At 68.8% G+C, this 17,320-nt stretch carries 17 protein-coding genes; 4 read left to right on the top strand and 13 right to left on the bottom strand.

Annotated features, from left to right (window positions below; genetic code table 11):
* Window positions 1–8 precede the first annotated feature (8 nt).
* The 8 genes from apaG to GDJ08_RS11135 form a co-directional block, all read right to left on the bottom strand.
* Entirely contained in the window at window positions 9–392 is a 384-nt protein-coding gene (gene apaG / locus GDJ08_RS11170) for a Co2+/Mg2+ efflux protein ApaG (RefSeq protein WP_017356467.1), read from the bottom strand.
* Between the two features lie 68 nt (window positions 393–460).
* Window positions 461–1,294 (bottom strand): 16S rRNA (adenine(1518)-N(6)/adenine(1519)-N(6))-dimethyltransferase RsmA, encoded by an 834-nt coding sequence (gene rsmA, locus GDJ08_RS11165; protein ID WP_017356468.1) that lies wholly within the window; start codon window positions 1,292–1,294, stop codon window positions 461–463.
* Window positions 1,291–2,271 (bottom strand): 4-hydroxythreonine-4-phosphate dehydrogenase PdxA, encoded by a 981-nt coding sequence (gene pdxA, locus GDJ08_RS11160; RefSeq protein ID WP_017356469.1) that lies wholly within the window; start codon window positions 2,269–2,271, stop codon window positions 1,291–1,293. Before pdxA ends, rsmA begins: the two co-directional genes overlap by 4 nt.
* Before the next feature lie 3 nt (window positions 2,272–2,274).
* Complete coding sequence (locus GDJ08_RS11155; protein WP_017356470.1) at window positions 2,275–3,621, bottom strand: peptidylprolyl isomerase; 1,347 nt, start codon at window positions 3,619–3,621, stop codon at window positions 2,275–2,277.
* Window positions 3,618–6,068, bottom strand: a complete 2,451-nt coding sequence (gene lptD, locus GDJ08_RS11150) for an LPS-assembly protein LptD (RefSeq protein ID WP_153164884.1) — start codon at window positions 6,066–6,068, stop codon at window positions 3,618–3,620. Before lptD ends, GDJ08_RS11155 begins: the two co-directional genes overlap by 4 nt.
* A gap of 116 nt (window positions 6,069–6,184) precedes the next feature.
* A complete protein-coding gene (locus tag GDJ08_RS11145) occupies window positions 6,185–7,096 on the bottom strand; it encodes a histone deacetylase family protein (RefSeq protein ID WP_017356472.1) in 912 nt (303 codons plus the stop codon).
* 24 nt (window positions 7,097–7,120) lie between these two features.
* Window positions 7,121–7,675 carry a cob(I)yrinic acid a,c-diamide adenosyltransferase gene (locus GDJ08_RS11140; RefSeq protein WP_017356473.1) on the bottom strand — a complete coding sequence of 185 codons (555 nt, stop codon included), beginning with the start codon at window positions 7,673–7,675 and terminating at the stop codon, window positions 7,121–7,123.
* A 14-nt stretch (window positions 7,676–7,689) separates the two neighbouring features.
* Window positions 7,690–8,274, bottom strand: coding sequence for a hypothetical protein (locus GDJ08_RS11135; RefSeq protein WP_017356474.1), 585 nt, complete (start codon window positions 8,272–8,274; stop codon window positions 7,690–7,692).
* Between the two features lie 122 nt (window positions 8,275–8,396).
* Here GDJ08_RS11135 and ubiH point away from each other — a divergent pair, with 122 nt between their 5' ends.
* Complete coding sequence (gene ubiH, locus GDJ08_RS11130; RefSeq protein ID WP_153164883.1) at window positions 8,397–9,602, top strand: 2-octaprenyl-6-methoxyphenyl hydroxylase; 1,206 nt, start codon at window positions 8,397–8,399, stop codon at window positions 9,600–9,602.
* Complete coding sequence (locus GDJ08_RS11125; RefSeq protein ID WP_153164882.1) at window positions 9,599–10,774, top strand: UbiH/UbiF family hydroxylase; 1,176 nt, start codon at window positions 9,599–9,601, stop codon at window positions 10,772–10,774. The genes ubiH and GDJ08_RS11125 overlap by 4 nt, the downstream gene beginning before the upstream one ends.
* Window positions 10,775–10,796: 22 nt before the next feature.
* Here the strand turns inward: GDJ08_RS11125 and GDJ08_RS11120 are convergent, their stop codons facing one another.
* The 4 genes from GDJ08_RS11120 to GDJ08_RS11105 form a co-directional block, all read right to left on the bottom strand.
* Complete coding sequence (locus GDJ08_RS11120; protein WP_165699796.1) at window positions 10,797–11,189, bottom strand: EF-hand domain-containing protein; 393 nt, start codon at window positions 11,187–11,189, stop codon at window positions 10,797–10,799.
* Between the two features lie 34 nt (window positions 11,190–11,223).
* A complete protein-coding gene (gene rlmM / locus GDJ08_RS11115; RefSeq protein ID WP_017356600.1) occupies window positions 11,224–12,270 on the bottom strand; it encodes a 23S rRNA (cytidine(2498)-2'-O)-methyltransferase RlmM in 1,047 nt (348 codons plus the stop codon).
* Between the two features lie 24 nt (window positions 12,271–12,294).
* Window positions 12,295–12,855: a nucleoside deaminase gene (locus tag GDJ08_RS11110; RefSeq protein WP_017356601.1), complete on the bottom strand. Its 561-nt coding sequence runs from the start codon at window positions 12,853–12,855 to the stop codon at window positions 12,295–12,297.
* Between the two features lie 196 nt (window positions 12,856–13,051).
* On the bottom strand, window positions 13,052–14,800 hold the full coding sequence (locus GDJ08_RS11105; protein WP_017356602.1) for a glutamine--tRNA ligase/YqeY domain fusion protein: 1,749 nt from the start codon (window positions 14,798–14,800) through the stop codon (window positions 13,052–13,054).
* A gap of 144 nt (window positions 14,801–14,944) precedes the next feature.
* On the opposite strand from GDJ08_RS11105, the gene GDJ08_RS11100 reads away from it, so the two are divergent.
* Together GDJ08_RS11100 and msrA are read left to right on the top strand one after the other, a co-directional pair.
* Complete coding sequence (locus tag GDJ08_RS11100) at window positions 14,945–15,211, top strand: putative signal transducing protein (RefSeq protein ID WP_017356603.1); 267 nt, start codon at window positions 14,945–14,947, stop codon at window positions 15,209–15,211.
* 30 nt (window positions 15,212–15,241) lie between these two features.
* Window positions 15,242–15,892 carry a peptide-methionine (S)-S-oxide reductase MsrA gene (gene msrA / locus GDJ08_RS11095; RefSeq protein ID WP_153165006.1) on the top strand — a complete coding sequence of 217 codons (651 nt, stop codon included), beginning with the start codon at window positions 15,242–15,244 and terminating at the stop codon, window positions 15,890–15,892.
* A gap of 446 nt (window positions 15,893–16,338) precedes the next feature.
* Here msrA and GDJ08_RS11090 read toward each other — a convergent pair whose 3' ends face one another.
* Window positions 16,339–17,301: a transaldolase gene (locus tag GDJ08_RS11090; protein WP_136003735.1), complete on the bottom strand. Its 963-nt coding sequence runs from the start codon at window positions 17,299–17,301 to the stop codon at window positions 16,339–16,341.
* Window positions 17,302–17,320 lie beyond the last annotated feature (19 nt).

The following is a 17,320-nucleotide window of genomic DNA, read 5'->3' as shown; positions in this document are numbered from 1 at the left end:
CGCCTCCATCAGTGCAATGTGCGCGGAACGGTCAATACGAACGGCGCGATCGGTGCGGCGAACTCGGTGCCGTCGTCGGCCACCATGTCGTAGTGCCCCTGCATCGTGCCGTGTTCCGTTTCCAGCATGACACCGGAGGTGTAACGGAAGTCTTCACCCGGCCGCAGGCGCGGCTGCTCGCCGATCACGCCATCGCCATCCACATGCTCGATACGGCCGTTGGCATCGGTGATGCGCCAGTGCCGCGCCACCAGCCGCGCCGCGATCCGGCCCTCGTTGTGGATGCGGATCGTGTAGGCGAACGCATAGCGTCCGTCCTCCGGCGTGGACTGGTCGTCGAGAAAGCGCGGAGCGACCTCGACCGAGATCGCATAGTTTGCAGCGTCGTTCATGCAGGCAGTTTAGAGGGTGTTGTGCAGGTTGAGGTGAGCGCAGCGCAGGCTGGCGCGTGGCGTCGCGTTCAACCCTGGGGCACGTCGTCGCCGTCCAGGTGCGGAACGTTGGCCAGCGCGATGAACTGCGCCACCTCGAGCTGTTCGGCGCGGGCATCGCTGCGCACGCCGGCGGCCTCGAACTGTGCGGCGCTGACCACGTTGTTGAGTGCGTTGCGCAGGGTCTTGCGGCGCTGCCCGAAGGCGGCCCGGACCACATCGGCGAAGCGCTTGCGGTCGAGGATGCCGACCGTGGCCGGATCGCGCGGCACCAGCCGCACCACGGCCGAATCCACCTTCGGCGGCGGCCGGAACGCACCCGGCGGCACCACGAACAGCGAGGTCACCCTGCACCAGGCCTGCAGCATCACGCTCAGCCGGCCATAGACCTTGCTGCCGGGTTCGGCCGCCATGCGGTCCACCACTTCCTTCTGCAGCATGAAGTGCATGTCGCGGATCACCGCGGCGTGTTCCATTGCATGGAACAGGATGGGCGAGGAAATGTTGTAGGGCAGGTTGCCGACCAGGCGGATCTGCCCGCCGTCGGCCAGCTCGGTGAAGTCCACCTGCAACACGTCGCGGTGCACGATGGTCAGCTCGCCCAACGGCGCGGCGGCGGCGGTCAGCGGTGCGATCAGGTCGCGGTCGAACTCGATCACGGTCAGGCGCGGATGGCGGCGCAGCAGCGGCAGGGTGATCGCGCCCTGACCCGGGCCGATCTCGACCAGCCGGTCGTCGTCCTTGGGGTTCACGGCCAGCACGATCTTGTCGATGTAGCTGCGATCGGCCAGGAAGTGCTGGCCGAGCTGCTTTTTGGCCGGCGCGGTGAACCCGGCGGCGGAGGGGGAATACGGGGAAGTCATGGCACCAGTTTACGTTGGCGCGCCAGCCGGGCACACAGGGACGTGGCGGCAAGCAGGCTGGAGGGATCGGCGATGCCCCGGCCGGCCAGCTCCAGCGCGGTGCCGTGATCGACCGCCACGCGCGGGTAGGGCAGGCCCAGGGTGATGTTGACGGCCTGTTCGAAGCCGCTGTACTTGAGCACCGGCAGGCCCTGATCGTGGTACATGGCCAGCACGGTGTCGAAGCCGGTCAGTCTGGCCGGCAGGAAGGCGGTGTCGGCCGGCAGCGGGCCAACCAGGTCCATGCCCTGCGCCCGCAGCCGGTCCAGCAGCGGGATGATCAGGTCCAGCTCCTCGCGGCCCAGGTGCCCGTCCTCGCCGGCATGCGGATTCAGCCCGAGCACGGCGATGCGTGGCGTGGCAATGCCGAACTCGCGGCGCAGCGCGGCGTGCACGGTGTGCAGGGTGGCCGTCAGGCCCTCGGCGGTGATCGCATCGGCGACCGCGCGCAGGGGCAGGTGCGTGGTGGCCAGGGCCACGCGCACGATGTCGTTGGCGAGCATCATCACCACCTCCACCCCGGCCTGGTCGGCCAGCAGCTCGGTGGTGCCGCTGTAGGCGATGCCGCCCTGGTTGATCACGGCCTTGTGCACCGGGCCGGTGACCACGCCGTCCAGACGACCGTCCAGGCAGGCCTGGCCGGCCTGGAGGAGGGCGCCGATCACGGCGCCGGCATTGGCCGGATCCGGTTCGCCGAAGCGCGACGGGGTGGTGTTGCGCACCTCGCACAACGGCAGATCGCCCGGCTGGCGGGCGATGGCGTCTTCAGGCAGAAGCTGCAGGGGCAGCGCGAGTGCCGCCGCCGCCGCCCGCAGGGTGTCCGGGTCGGCGAAGGCGAGCAGCCGGCAATCGGTGCGCGGCTGCTGGATGAGGCGGAGGCAGAGTTCCGGACCGATCCCGGCCGGCTCGCCCGGTACCAGCGCGAGCTGCGGGATCATCGATCAGGACTGCGGAGGCGTGGCGGTGTTTTCCGCCCGGTCGCCGCTGCGGAAGCTGACATAGGCTTCGCCGCGCAGTTCCTGCAGGAAGCGGTTGTACTCTTCCTCCAGCTTGCGGCGGCCGATCGTTTCACGGATCTGCGCACGCTGGTTGTCGTTGGTGGCATCGGTCTGGCGGGTCGCCACGCGCTGCACGATGTGCCAGCCAGCGTCGGTGCGGAAGGCCTGGCTCACGCCGCCGTCGGCGACGCTTTCGACCTGGCGGCCGAAGTCCGGACCGAACGCATCGGCCGGGAACCAGCCCAGATCGCCGCCCTGGCCCTTGCTGTTGTTGTCTTCGGAGGCTTCCTTGGCCACGGCCTGGAAGTCCGCGCCGCCAGCGATGCGGGCGCGCAGCGTTTCGATCTTGGCCTTGGCTGCGGCGTTGTCCTGCTGGTCGTTCACGCGCACCAGGATGTGGCGGGCGTGGTACTCGGTGACGGTGTTGCCGGTGCCGGCCGCCGCATTGGCATCACGCACTTCCACCAGCTTCAGCAGCTGGAAGCCGCTCGGGCCGCGCAGCGGACCGATCACGTCGCCAGCCTTCATCTGGCTCATCATCTGCGCGAACGCATTGGGGATTTCATCCAGCGTACGCCAGCCCAGGTCGCCGCCTTCCAGCGCGTTGGGGCTGTCGGAATAGCGCACGGCGGCCGCGTTGAAGTCCAGCTCGCCCTTGTCCAGCAGTGCCTTCACACCGTCGGCCTTCTTCTGGCCGGTGGCGATCTGGTCGGCATTGGCCCCCTCGGGCAGGCCGATCAGGATGTGGGCGAGGTGATACTGGGTCCCCACCGTTGCCTGCTGCTTCAGCGCGGCATCCACTTCGCCCTCGCTGACGCTGATGCGGCTCTGGGCGAAGCTCTGGCGCAGACGCTGCACGGTGATTTCATCGCGCACCGAGGCACGGAAGTCGTTGAAATCGATCCCGTCCTTGGCCAGGCGCTGGCGAAGGGCGTCCAGGCTGGAGCCGTTCTGCTGGGCAATCGCGTTCAGGGCCTGGTTCAGTTCCTGATCGCTGATCTTGATGCCGCTGCTTTCGGCGCGGGCGACCTGCAGCTTGACCAGGACCAGTCGCTCGAGCACCTGGCGGCTCAGCACGTCATCCGGTGGCAGCTGGCCCTCGCGGCCGGCGTACTGGGCCTTGATGTTCTGGATCGCACGGTCCAGTTCGCTCTGCAGCACGACGTCTTCGTCGACCACGGCAGCGATTCGATCCAGCGGCTGGCTCTGCTGGGCCAGGACCTGCAACGGCACCGATGCGGTGGACACCGCCAGCAGGGAAGCGAGAAGAACGGGAAGGGTCTTGGTCATGGGATCTGGTTCGGATCGTAGTCGTCCCGCGACGCGCCGGTGTTGCTGGGCGGCACGAGATACAGGTCGTCGCGGTAATAACCGAGAATAGCACGGCGCAAGGTGCGGTCCGTGTTCTGGCCGATGGAGCTCAGGCCCTTGAGGACGAACTCGATCTGGAAGGAGTTGTTCAGGTCGCCCTCGCGGTTGCGCACATAGCGTCGGGCCACCGCACGCACGGCCAGGCAGCAGCTGTCCCACTGCACGCCGCCGATGATTTCCAGCGGGGCACTGTCCTTGATGGAGTAGTAGTAGCGGCCGACCAGGCTCCAGCGCTCGTTGATGGGATACAGGAAGGACAGGTCGGCCTGCTCCAGCAGCGTCCGGTCGAAGCGGGTCGTGGTGTTCGACGCCTGCGGATTCAGGCGGCTTCTGTAGCTCAGGTTGATGATGCCGTCGTTGGACATCAGGTAGCGCGCACGCACGCTGGCCAGGTCTTCGCGCTTGTACTTGGGATCCCACTGGTAGGTGGCGCCCAAGGTCCAGCGGTCGTTGATGGCGTAGTTGCCGTCGGCCACCCAGGCCGATTTGCCCTTCTCGACCGGGGTCTCGCTGCTGTTGAGGGTCACCCGCGAATCATCGAAATACAGGATCTGGCCGATGCTGCCGGAGAAGCGTTCCTTGCCGGTCTCCTGATCGATGAAGCGGGTGCTCAGTGCCATCGTCAGCTGGTTGGCATCGTTCTGGCGGTCGGCGCCGGAGTAGCGCGAGTCGCGGAACAGCTGGCCCCAGCTGAAGGTGAAATCGCGGGTATCGAAGACCGGCAGGTCGCTCTGGTCGCGGTAGGGCGTACGCAGGTAGAACAGGCGCGGTTCCAGCGTGTGCAGGAAGCGGGTGCCGCCGATGGTGGTCTCGCGGTCGAAGAACAGGCCGGCGTCGATCGTGCCGATCGGCAGGCTGCGGCTGGGCGAGGTGTTGCCGCGCAGCTGCTCGGGCGTGGCAACCGCCAACTGTTCCGGGGTCAACTGGCTGCGGCGGATGTCGTCGGCCAGCCCGCGCTCCAGGTCGTAGGCGGTGTAGCGCCAGGCCACGGTCGGGGTGACATACCAGGCCGCGCCACTGAAGGGCATCGACACGTACGGCTTGATGTCCAGGCGCGACCCGTTGAAGCGCGGGTCGACCACTCCGGAGCGGATGTACTCGCCATCGGCATCGATGATCTTGCGGCGGTTGTCGTCGTGGGTGAAGCGCACCGCTTCGGCGTAGACGCCGGCTTCCAGCCACGGCAGCAGCGGCTTGTCCCAGGTGAAGAACGCCCGCGGCTGGCGCGCATACGGCAGCGCGTCTTCGGTCAGGGTGTAGTCGGTGAGCTGCCAGTAGTCGGCCATCAGGCCGCCGGTCCAGTTCTCGCCGGTACCGTAGATGCCGATCTGGCTCTGCAGATTGGACGTGGTCACGCCCAGCAGCCGGTTGGAGAAGTCCTCCACGTAGCGCTCGTCGCTGACCCAGGCCAGGCTTGCCCGCGCCTGCCACTGCGCGTTGACGTTGTGATAACCGGTGTATTCGACGCGGCCACGGTCTTTGTCGCGCAGCTTGTCGTTGGGCAGGTAGGCGGTCAGCAGTTCGCCGCGGCCGCCGTCGTACAGATAGCGGAACTCGTTGTCGAGCATGAAACCGCGCTTGCTCATGTAGCGCGGCATCAGGGTGTCGTCGTAGTTCGGGGCCAGGTTCAGGTAGATCGGCTGGGTGTAATCGAAGCCGTTGCGGCCGGACAGGCCCAGCTGGGGGTACAGCAGGCCGGTCTGGCGCCGGTCGTCGATCGGGAACTTGAAGTAGGGCGCCCACAGCACCGGCACCTTGCCGATGCGCAGCACGGCGTTGCGCGCCGTGCCGAAGCCTTCGTCGTTGTCCACTTCGATCTGCGGTGCCGACAGCTTCCACACCGGCTGCGACGGATCGCAGGTGGTGTAGGTGGAGCGGTGCATCTGCCCCACGGCGCCCTGCAGGTCGATCGATTCGGCGCCACCATTGCCACGGCGGGACACCAGCTGGTACTGGATGTCGGAAATCTTGTGGGTGTCCGCTTCCTGGTTGCCTTCGGCCCGCTTGGCGACCATGCGGATCGAGGAGTCCTGGTAGCGGACGTTGCCCTCGGCGATGTAATTGCCGCTTTCGGTGTCGAAGCTCAGGTGGTCGGTGCCCAGGAACTGGTCGCCACGCTTGAGCGCGACGTTGCCCTGGTATTGCGGCACCGTCGAGGTGCCGGTCAGCTGGTCGCCCTCGATGTCGGTGGGCTGCTGGTCGCGCGTGGCGGCTGCGGCCTTGTCGGCTTGGGGAGCATCGTTGAAGACGGGCAGCACGTCAGTGGCCGGACACAGGCCCCAGCTCACCGGCTTTTCGTCGGCCAGGGCCGGCAGGCAGATGGCGATGCTGAGGGGGAGGGGCAGCAGGCGGAGGGCTCGGCGCACGCGGTATCGGATTCGGGCGAAAACGGACCGTAGCTTGCCCCATCCCTTGCATAGGGGCAATGAAGGCGATTGGCGACAAGGGGTCCGGGTTCAGCGCCGGCCCGGATTGCGCCGGCTCAGCGCAGCGCGCCGACGTGGGCCACGCTGCATTCGGCCAGCGCCTGGAGGTCGTATCCGCCCTCCAGCATCGACACCACCCGGCCGCCACCGTGGCGGCGCGCCAGGGTACGCAGCTCGGTGGTGATCCAGGCGAAATCGTCGGTTTCCAGCATCAGGTCGGCCTGGGGGTCGCGCATGTGCGCATCGAAGCCGGCCGAGATCAGCAGCAGCTGCGGGCGGAAATCGTCGATCGCCGGCAGCATCTCGTCGGCCCAGGTATTGCGGAAGCGGAAGCCACCGCTGCCTGGCGGCAGCAGGATGTTGAGCAGGTTGCCGGCCCCGCGGTCGCGGCGCAGCCCGGAGTTCGGGAACAGCCCGGCCTGGTGGGTGCTGTAGTAGGCCACCCCCGGGTCGGCGATGAAGATGTCCTGGGTGCCGTTGCCGTGGTGGACGTCGAAATCGATGATCGCGATGCGTTCCAGCCCATACCGGTCGCGCGCATACGCAGCGGCGATGGCGATGTTGTTGAACAGGCAGAAGCCCATCGCGGTGGTCGCGGTGGCGTGGTGGCCCGGCGGACGGACCGCGCAGAAGGCCACCGGGTCCGCGCCCAGCATCACCGCATCGACCGCGGCCACGCCGGCCCCGGCCGCGTGCAGGGCCGCACTGGCCGAGCCTGGCGAGGTCATGGTGTCCATGTCGAGCAGGCGCAGCGGCTCGGTCTGCGGCTGCAGGACCAGGTCGATCAGCGCGCTGTCGTGGACCCGGGCCAGCTCACCCAGCTTCGCCGGCGGGGCCTGGCGCCAGTCGAGCTGGTCGGGGAATGCCGCTTCCAGGGCGTCCAGGACCGTTTGCAGGCGTTGGGGGCTTTCGGGGTGGCCACGGCCGGGATCGTGTTGCAGACAGGCGGGATGGGTGAAAACCAGCATGCGGGCAGGGGTTCCGGTAGGGGCTCAGGCGTGCCGGCGCTCGTGGCGCCATAGCACATCGCCCTGGCCATCGGCGCGCGCCAGCACGCGCGCGAGCACGAACAGCAGGTCCGACAGGCGGTTGAGGTAGCCGATCGCTTCGACGCGCACCGGTTCCAGGGCGGCCAGGGTGACCGTCTCGCGCTCGGCACGGCGCACGATGGTGCGGGCCAGGTGGCAGCGTGCGGCGGCCTCGCCACCGGCGGGCAGAATGAACTCCTTCAGGGCCGGCAGGTCGGCATTGAAGTGGTCCAGCCGGGCCTCCAGCGCCTCGATGTCGGTGGCATGGATGGCGGCATGGCCGGGGATGCACAGCTCGCCGCCGAGGTCGAACAGCTGGTGCTGGATCGTGGTCAGCAACGCGCGTACGTCGTCCGGCAGCGCAACCGCCAGCAGCACGCCCAGCGCCGAGTTGGCCTCGTCCACGGTGCCGTAGGCCTGGACCCGGGCGGCATCCTTGCGCACGCGGCTGCCATCGCCCAGGCCGGTGCTGCCATCGTCACCGGTGCGCGTATAGATGCGGGAAAGGCGATTGCCCACGGTGGCTCCGGCGCTCAGTGCAGGATGTCGCGGCGCGCCTGCAGCAGCTTGGCCACCTGTTCGGTGGCCAGCTGCAGCGCCGCGGCCAGGCCGACGTAGATCGCGGCGGTGCGCAGGTAGGGCAGGTACCAGTCGCCGTAGTTGCTGGCCCAACCGGCCAGGGTCGGCTGGGACACGTTGGCGCTGGTCCAGTAGAAACCGCCTTGGGCAAACAGGTGGCAGACCGCCACTGCGGCCACCAGCAGCAGTGCGCCCTTGCCCAGTGCCGCCCAGCTCGCGCCCCGATAGTGCTGGCGCAGCAGCATGCCGCCGGCCCACAGTGCGAAGTAGGCCGGCAGCAGCATCCAGGTGCCCGGCGAGACGCAGTAGTGCTGCAGGTAGGCCATGCCGGCGCTGCGGATCACCAGTACGTCCACCAGCAGGGCCAGCGCCATCAGCAGCGGGAACGCCCAGCGCGTCCAGGCGCGCAGGTAGAACCCGCCGAGGAAGAACACCGCCCATGAGGCATCCGGGGTCGCGGCGAAATGATTGACCCGTGTGGCCGCCATCAGCAGCACGAGCACGGACAGGACGAAGGCGCGTTGGGCGGTGGAGGTCATGGCGGCGACGGGAGAGGATTCAGCATCCATTCTAGCCCCGGCCCGGCCCGGCCGGGCGCACCGGACACGATGGCCGCTACGGCGGAGCGGCGCGGACCGCAGTGGCCGCTTATCATGGCGGCATGAGTGAACGACATGATGTGGTGATCGTAGGCGGTGGGCTGGTCGGTGCCAGTCTGGCCATCGCGCTGGACCGCGCCGGACGCGACGTCGGCCTGGTGGAAGCTACGCCTGCGGGGACGCTGCCGGCCGTGTTCGACCAGCGCAACCTGAGTTTTGCCGCCGCCACGATCAACGCGTTGACCGCATTGGGCGTGATGCAGCGGCTGGCCACCGGCACCGGCGCGATCACCCGCATCCACGTCAGCCGCGCGGGCGATTTCGGCCGCGTGCAGATGGAGGCGGCGCAGTACCAGCGCCCGTGGTTCGGTCAGGTGGTGGTGGCGCGTGATTTCGGCCAGGCGCTGGAAATCCGCCTGGACGAACTGACCCGCCTGACCCGCTACCGGCCGGCCCGCTTCATCCGCCTTGGCGAAACGGTCGACGGCCACCGCCAGGTCTTCATCGCCGATGACGGCGGCGAGCGCTGCCTGCTGGCGCGGCTGGTGGTCGGCGCCGATGGCACCCGCAGCGGCGTCCGCGACGCGCTGGGCATCGGCGTGGACGATCATGATTTCGAGCAGACCCTGTTCGTCGCACGGGTACGCGCGGCGCGCGCGCCGGACGGCACGGCCTACGAGCGTTTCACCGACACCGGCCCCACGGCGCTGCTGCCGCGCGGCGACCGCCACTACGGTGCGGTGCACGGGGTGGCCCGCGCGCAGGCCGAGGCGGTACTGGCGCTGGACGATGCCGCCTGGCTGCAGCGCCTGCAGGACGCGATCGGCTGGCGGGCCGGACGGCTGCTGGAGAGCGGCCCGCGCAGCGCCTACCCGCTGATCCAGGTACTGGCGCAGTCGCTGGTGGATGAGCGGGCGGTGCTGCTGGGCAATGCCGCGCAGACCATCCACCCGCTCGGCGCGCAGGGCTTCAATCTGGGCCTGCGCGATGCGCTGACCCTGGCCGAACTGGTGGGCGCTGCCGGTGATCCGGGCAGCGATGCCCTCTTGGCCGCGCACGTGGCCCGCCGCGCGGAAGACCGCGCGCAGACCATCGCCTTCTCCGGTGGGCTGGCCCGGCTGACCAGCAACCCGGCGCCGTTGATGCGGCCGTTGCGCAGCCTCGGCCTGCTGGCCGCGCAGGCCACGCCGATGCAGTCGATGCTGGTCGGCGGCGCGATGGGGTTCCGCGGCGAGGTGCCGGCGCTGTGCCGGGAGGGCGCCGCATGAGCCGGCGCGCGCGCGATGTGATCGTGGTGGGCGGCGGCGTGGTCGGGGCGACCTGCGCGCTGGCGCTGGCCGATGCCGGGCTGGAGGTGACCCTGGTCGAAGGACGCGAGCCGGCACAGTGGCAGCCGCAGCAGCCGGACCTGCGCGTGTACGCGTTTGCGCCCGACAACGCGCAGCTGCTCCAGTCGCTGGGCGTGTGGCCAGCGGTCAGCCGTGCGCGGGCGTGTGCCTATCGGCGCATGCGGGTCTGGGACGCGGCCGGTGGCGACGAGCTGCGGTTCGATGCCGATCGCCTCGGCCGGCCGCAACTGGGCTGGATCGTCGAGAACGATCTGCTGGTCGACCGCCTGTGGGCGGCGCTGCCGGCGGCTGGCGTGGAGGTCTGCTGTCCCGCGCGCGTGGAAGCACTGGAGCAGGACGCACAGGGCGTGCGGCTGCGGCTGGAGGACGGCCGTCGCCTGGAGTCTTCGCTGGCCATCGCCGCCGATGGCGCCGAGTCCACGTTGCGCCGGCTGGCGGGGCTGGAGGTCGCCCGCCAGGACTACGGCCAGCGCGGCGTGGTGGCCTATGTGGACACCGAACACGACAACGAGGCCACGGCCTGGCAGCGTTTCCTGGTGACCGGTCCGCTGGCCGTACTGCCGATCGGTACCCACCGCAGTTCGATCGTCTGGACCTTGCCCGACGCAGAGGCCGAGCGTGTGCTGGCCCTGGGCGACGCGGCGTTCGGGCAGGAACTGACTGCGGCCTTCGCCGGTCGACTCGGGTGGATGAAGCCGGCCTCGCGGCGTGTGGCCTTCCCGTTGCGCCGCCAGTTGGCGACCGCCTACATGACCGGCCGCATCCTCGCACTGGGCGATGCGGCACACGTGGTGCATCCGCTGGCCGGGCAGGGGGTGAATCTGGGCCTGCGCGATGTGGCCGCGCTGCGCGCCCTGTTCCGCGATGCGCGGCAGCGCCGCCAGGACGGGATGTCGCCGCACCGGCTGCAGCGGTGGGCACGCGAACGACGCAGCGAGAACACCGTCGCCGCCTATGGCTTCGATGCCATCAACACGGTGTTCTCCAACGATGAGATGCATCTCACCCTGGCGCGCGGCCGCGCGCTGGGGTGTGCCGGCAAGCTGCCGCCACTGGTATCGATGTTCTGGAAGCGCGCGGCCGGGGTGTGACGCCGGCCGCGTGAGCGGGGGCCTAGTCGGCCAGCCAGCCGGCAAGGTCGGCGCGGTCGAGCTTGCCGCGACGCTTTACATCCAGGGCGCTGAATTCATCGGCCAGCGCGGGATTGGCCTGTGCCTCCTCGCGGCTGATGAAACCGTCGCCATCGCTGTCCAGTGCCTGAACAGCAAACCGGTACTGGCCAATCACGGCCACCGGCTGCACCGACCGCACGGTGATCTCGGCCTCGCCGGCCGGCGCAGGCAGCGTCACCTGATGGGTGACCTTGCCCTGTGCCAGCGGCTGGGTGCGCACGCTGACCGGCACGTCGCGCAGCGGTTCGCTGATGGCCGGCGGCGGAGCAGGGGTCTGGGCAAACACTACGCCTGGCACCCACAGAAACAGGACCAGGCTGTAAAGACGTCGCATCGCGATCTCCAAGAAAAGGGGGCCGCCGCGCGGGTCAGCGCAACGGCGACGCCAGCACCGTGATTTCCTCGCGGTCGTGGTACAGCTGCTTGGCACGCACCACCAGCGGCTTGTCTGCCTGCGCCTGGAACAGCTCCAGACACATGCGGGTCTCGTCCCAGCGCTTCTTCATCGGCAGCTTGAGGTTGAAGATCGCATGCCGGCACCAGCCCTCGCGGAACCAGGTGGCCATGCGTTCGGCGACCCGGCGCGGTTGTTCGACCATGTCGCAGACCATCCAGTCCAGCGGCGTCTCCGGCTGCCAGTGGAAGCCGTCGGCGCGCAGGTGCTCGACCAGGCCGGTCTCCAGCACATGGTCGCGCAGCGGGCCGTTGTCGACGCTGATCACGTGGACGTGCTGGCGGGTCAACACCCAGGTCCAGCCGCCGGGTGCGGCGCCAAGGTCGGCCGCGCGCATGCCCGGCACCACCAGCTTCTCGCGCTCTTCCGGCGTCATCAGGGTGAGCAGCGCCTCATCCAGCTTCAGTGCCGAGCGCGAGGGCGCATCGGGCAGCAGTTTCAGGCGCGGGATGCCCAGCGCCCACGGCGCGCTGTCGCGGGTGTCGGCGACGCAGACAAAGGCATGGCGCCCGTCCACGAACACGATGTGCAGGCGCGGCAGTGCGGTGTTGGCCTTGTCGGTCAACAGGCCGGCCTTGCGCAGTGCGGGGCGCAGCGCATTGCCGAACGCGCGGGCCAGGCCGGCCAAGGGCTTGCCTTCATCGGAATCCGGGTGCTCCACCCACATGTCACCGAACCGCTGCTGGCCCTGCAGCGCGGCCATGATCGGGGTGATGCGGTCGGCCGCGTCCAGCTGCGGCAGCTCGGCCAGCACCACCAGCTTCTGCCGCGCGAAGATGAGCGAACGCCACGGCAACGCCTTGGACAGGGCGGCGCCTTCCCCGGTGGCGAACAGCACGTAGCCATCGTTGCGCTGGGTACGCGCATACCCGGCGATGCCCGCATGGGCGGCGCGCTCGGACAGTTCAGCGGCCAGTTCAGGCTCGAAGCCCTGGCGGCACAGACACAGCAGGCCGGTCATCGAATCGCGCCCGAAGCGCGGCGGTCAGTAATGCGCACCGTTGGTCTCCCCGTACTGGCGCAGCACGGCGCGCGCCGCGTCGCGCTCGATGTCGCGCACAACCTCGATGCCGCGCTGGTTGAGCTCGCCCACCCAGTCTGCCGGCAGTGGACCTTCGTCGAACGCGGTGAGTTCTTCCACATCCTGTGCGCTGGCACCGATCAGCAGGCGGTCAATGCCGGCCCATACGGTCGCGCCATAGCACTGGCAACAGGGCTGGGACGACGTGGCGAGCGTGACCGGGCTCAGTACGTCGTTCAACCGCGGGGTCTGCAGGCGCTGCTGGGCCAGCATGTAGGCCATGTTTTCGGCATGCGCCAGCGAGGTGTTGTGCGGCACCACGCGGTTGACGCCGGCGGCGATGACGCGGTCGTCCGGGCCGAACACCACCGCGCCGAACGGACCGCCGGTCTGCGCCTCGACATTCAGGCGCGACAGCTCGATCGCCAGCGCGACCTTGTCGGCATCGCCGGGATAGGCGCGGCTGAGATCGATCCGGTCGTGGATCCAGGCGGGCAGGGTGAGGTGGACTTGCGCGTACAGCATCGGGGCGTGGGCCTCTTCTGGGATGGAGCAGCGGCAGTGTATCGGGCCGTGCGTAGGGATGCCGTGTCCGCGCTGAACGCGGCCACGGGCCTGCCGGCGCCGAGGGTGCGCCGGTTGCGGGGATGCCGGGGCGGATGCCCTGCCGGTGCAGGGCGCCGCTGGACGGAGGCCGGTGCCAGGCACCGGCGCGGATGGCTTACGCCGACCAGGTGTCGCGCAGGGTCACGCTGCGGTTGAACACCGGGGTGGCCGCGGTGTGGTCGCGGCGATCGGCAACGAAGTAGCCGGTGCGCTCGAACTGGAAGGACTGCTCCGGAGCGGCGCTGGCCGCGGCCGGTTCGACATAGCCGGCAACGGTGCGGCGCGATGCCGGATTGAGGTGATCGCGGTAGGTCTTGCCGTCGGATTCGTCGTCCGGGTTGGGGACCGAGAACAGGCGGTCGTACAGGCGGATTTCCGCCGGCACCGCGTGCACCGCGCTGACCCAGTGGATGGTGCCCTTGACCTTGCGGTTGGCGCCTTCCATGCCCGGACGCGATTCCGGGTCCAGCCAGCCGCGCAGCTCGATGATGGCGCCGTCGGCATCCTTGATCACCTCATCGCAGCGGATGATGCCCGCACCGCGCAGGCGCACTTCGCCGCCCGGCACCAGGCGCTTCCAGCCCTTCGGCGGAATCTCGGCGAAGTCCTCGCGCTCGATCCACAGCTCGCGCGCGAACGGCACCTCGCGGGTACCGAAGGCCTCGTCCTTGGGGTGGTTGGAGAAGGTCAGCGTTTCGGTGTGGCCCTCCGGCAGGTTGGTCAGTACCAGCTTGACCGGATCGACCACCGCCATGCGACGCGCCGCGGCGCCGTCGAGGTCTTCACGCAGAGCGCCTTCGAGCACGCTGAAATCGATCAGCGAGTTCTGCTTGCTGATGCCCACCCGTTCGGCGAACAGGCGCATCGCGGCCGGGGTGTAACCGCGGCGACGCAGGCCCTGCAGGGTCGGCATGCGCGGGTCTTCCCAGCCATCGACCAGCTGCTCGGTGACCAGCGCCATCAGCTTGCGCTTGCTCATCACCGTGTAGTTGATGTTCAGGCGCGAGAATTCGATCTGGCGCGGCTTGGCCGCTTCGCGCGGCAGCCCGCGCTCCACCAGCGGCGCGGTCAGCGCGTCGTCGTGCGCGAAGTCCACGTTGTCCACGCACCAGTCGTACAGCGGGCGATGGTCTTCGAACTCCAGCGTGCACAGCGAGTGGGTGATGCCTTCGAGCGAGTCGCCCAGCGCATGCGCGAAGTCGTACATCGGGTAGATCGGCCAAGCGTTGCCGGTGTTCTGGTGCTCGACGTGCTTGATCCGGTACAGCGCCGGGTCGCGCAGGTTGATGTTGCCGCTGGCCATGTCGATCTTGGCCCGCACGGTGCGCGCACCGTCCGGGAACTCGCCGGCGCGCATGCGCGCGAACAGGTCCAGGTTCTCTTCCACGCTGCGCTCGCGGAACGGCGACGGGCGGCCCGGCTCGGTCAGAGTGCCGCGGTAGGCGCGCACTTCCTCGGCCGACAGGTCGCACACATAGGCCTTGCCGTCGCGGATCAGCTTCTGTGCGGCCAGGTAGTACGCATCGAAGTAGTCCGAGGCGTGGCGCAGCTCGTTCCACTCGAAGCCCAGCCAGCGCACGTCGTCCTGGATCGCCGCCACGTACTCGGGGTCTTCCTTGGCCGGGTTGGTATCGTCGAAACGCAGGTTGCACACGCCGCCGAACTCACCGGCAATGCCGAAGTTCAGGCAGATCGACTTGGCATGGCCGATGTGCAGGTAGCCGTTGGGCTCGGGCGGGAAGCGCGTCTTGATCGCGGCATGCTTGCCGGCGGCCAGGTCCTCGCGGACGATCTGACGGATGAAATCCCGCTTTTCGTGGGTTTCCGGAAGGGCGTCGGTGGGGGCGGCGGTAGGCTCGGACATGATGCGCGGTCGCAGTCTGAAAGGCAGAAAGACCAACAGTTTAGCCTGTCGCACGGCGACAGGCTAAACGGCAGGTGCCGACGGTTGGTCGGCACGGCTTCAGCCCTCGGGGGTATGCTGGGCCGACCCCGCCGGAGCCCGCCCATGCACGTGATCTACCAGGCCGACAACCTGTTCGATGCCCACCTGGTCAAGCATGCCCTGGAGGACGCCGGCATTCCGGCCTTCGTGTTCGGCGAATCACTGCTGGGCGGCATGGGCGAGCTGCCGCTGTTCGGAGTGCTGCGGGTCTGCGTGCCGGACCTGGCCCGCCCGGAGGCCGAGGCGATCGTGGCCGGCCTGGACTTGGGCGGACCGCAGCACGACCCCATATTCGACGATGACGAAAGCGCCGGTCTCTTGCCGGCCTAGGAGACCGCCATGTTGGGAATTGCCAAGGGCCTGTTGGGCATCGGCGCGTTCAAACAGCGCCTGCCGCGCCCGGACGAGGCCCTGCCGGGCCGGGAGCATCCCCTGCCGCTGCACAACCAGCACTACGTCAACAGCCACCCGCTCAAGGACGGCTTTGCCGGCCTGCAGCGCATCCGCGTGGCAATGGGCTGCTTCTGGGGGGCCGAGCGCACGTTCTGGACCTTGCCGGGCGTGTACTCCACCTCGGTGGGCTATGCCGGCGGAGTGACCCCGAACCCGACCTACGAAGAGGTCTGTTCCGGCCTGACCGGGCACACGGAGATCGTGGAGGTGGTGTTCGATTCCGCCATCATCAGCCTGCCTGAGCTGCTGCAGGTGTTCTGGGAGAACCACGACCCGACCCAGGGCATGCGCCAGGGCAACGACACCGGCACCCAGTACCGTTCGGCGATCCACGCCACCAGCCAGGCCCAGCACGAGGCGGCGCTGGCCAGCCGCGCCGCCTACCAGCAGCGGCTGACCGAGGCCGGGTTTGGCGCGATCACCACCGACATCGTCTTTCCCGCCCCTGCGTATTACTACGCCGAGGACTACCACCAGCAGTATCTGGCCAAGAACCCGAACGGCTACTGCGGCATCGGCGGCACCGGCGTCAGCTGCCCGATCGGGCTGGACGCGTAGAGCCGGGCTCTGCCCGGCTGCTTCATGCAGTTTGGCCAACAGCCCGTTGCCAATGGTTCCCTGGCGTTGGCGGGACGGTGCGGGTTTGCGGGGGACGCCGTGAATCCGTCCGTGGAGGCTAAGTCGCAGCATCCATGCTGCTCATTCCCCCGCAAACCCGCCCCGACCCGCCTTTGATGGTTGGCTGGTTGCCACGGGAAGAGCCGATGCAACGTCAACGTCAACGGCGTCTTCGTTACCGCACCCGATGAATTCTTCCGGGGAGCCGGCCAGCGGCCGGCACCACGTTTTCCTGGCCGCCTCGCGATCATGCATGGGGGCGGCGCGCCGGCTGCCCCGGCCGATATGAACCAAAGCGCCGCTGTTGCCAGGATCTCAAAAAAGAAGCCGGACGCATGCAATCACTGCATCCGTCCCGTCCTTGAACCACCCGAACAACACGCCGCTTACAGCCGGTCGCGGATCGTCTGGCGCAGTGCCTCCAGGTCCTTGGCGAACGCATCGATGCCGGCGGCCAGCTTCTCGGTGGCCATCGGGTCGGCGGCCAGGTCGGTCGCGAACCGGGTGGCGTCGATCGGCGGCGCGGTGACCGCTTCGACCGCGCCGGCGACGAGCCTGCGCGGCAGGTCGCCGTGGTCGGCGTCCAGCTTCTCCAGCAGGTCCGGCGAGATGGTCAGGCGGTCGCACCCGGCCAGTGCCTCGATCTGCGCCGTCGAACGGAACGACGCGCCCATCACCACCGTCGGCGAGCCGCGGCGCTTGAACTCGGCGTAGACGCCGCGCACGAACACCACGCCCGGATCGTCGTCGATCGTGGCCGGGGTCTGCCCGTTGGCGACGTACCAATCCAGGATGCGGCCGACGAACGGCGAAATCAGGAACGCGCCGGCCTCGCTGCAGGCCAGCGCCTGGGTCGGATTGAAGATCAGCGTCAGGTTGCAGTCGATGCCTTCGCTCTGCAGCTGGCGCGCGGCTTCCACGCCGGCCCAGGTCGCGGCGATCTTGATCAGCACCTTGCTGCGCGGCACGCCGGCGGCCTCGTACATCGCGATGAACTGGCGTGCCTTGGTCACCGTGGCCGCCGTGTCGTGGGCCTGGTCGGCATCGACTTCGGTCGACACCCGGCCCGGCACCAGCGTGCTCAGCAGCGTGCCCACGCCCACGGTGAGACGGTCGGCGACGGCATGCACGATGGTCTCGCGCTCGCCGGTCTGCTCACGGCCCCAGGCCAGCTCGCGTTCGATCAGGTCCGCGTACACCGGCAGGTCCAGCGCCTTCTTCACCAGCGTCGGGTTGGTCGTGCAGTCGACCGGCTTCAAGCGCTTGATCGCCTCGTAGTCGCCGGTATCGGCCACGACGACGGAGAGATCACGCAGCTGGGTGAGTTTGGACGGAGAAACGGTGTTCATTGCCACTCCTGGAGGGGAC

The sequence above is a fragment of the Stenotrophomonas nematodicola genome (assembly GCF_009467805.1).
Taxonomy (GTDB): Bacteria; Pseudomonadota; Gammaproteobacteria; order Xanthomonadales; family Xanthomonadaceae; genus Stenotrophomonas; species Stenotrophomonas nematodicola.
This window is presented reverse-complemented; position numbering and strand designations above follow the sequence as displayed.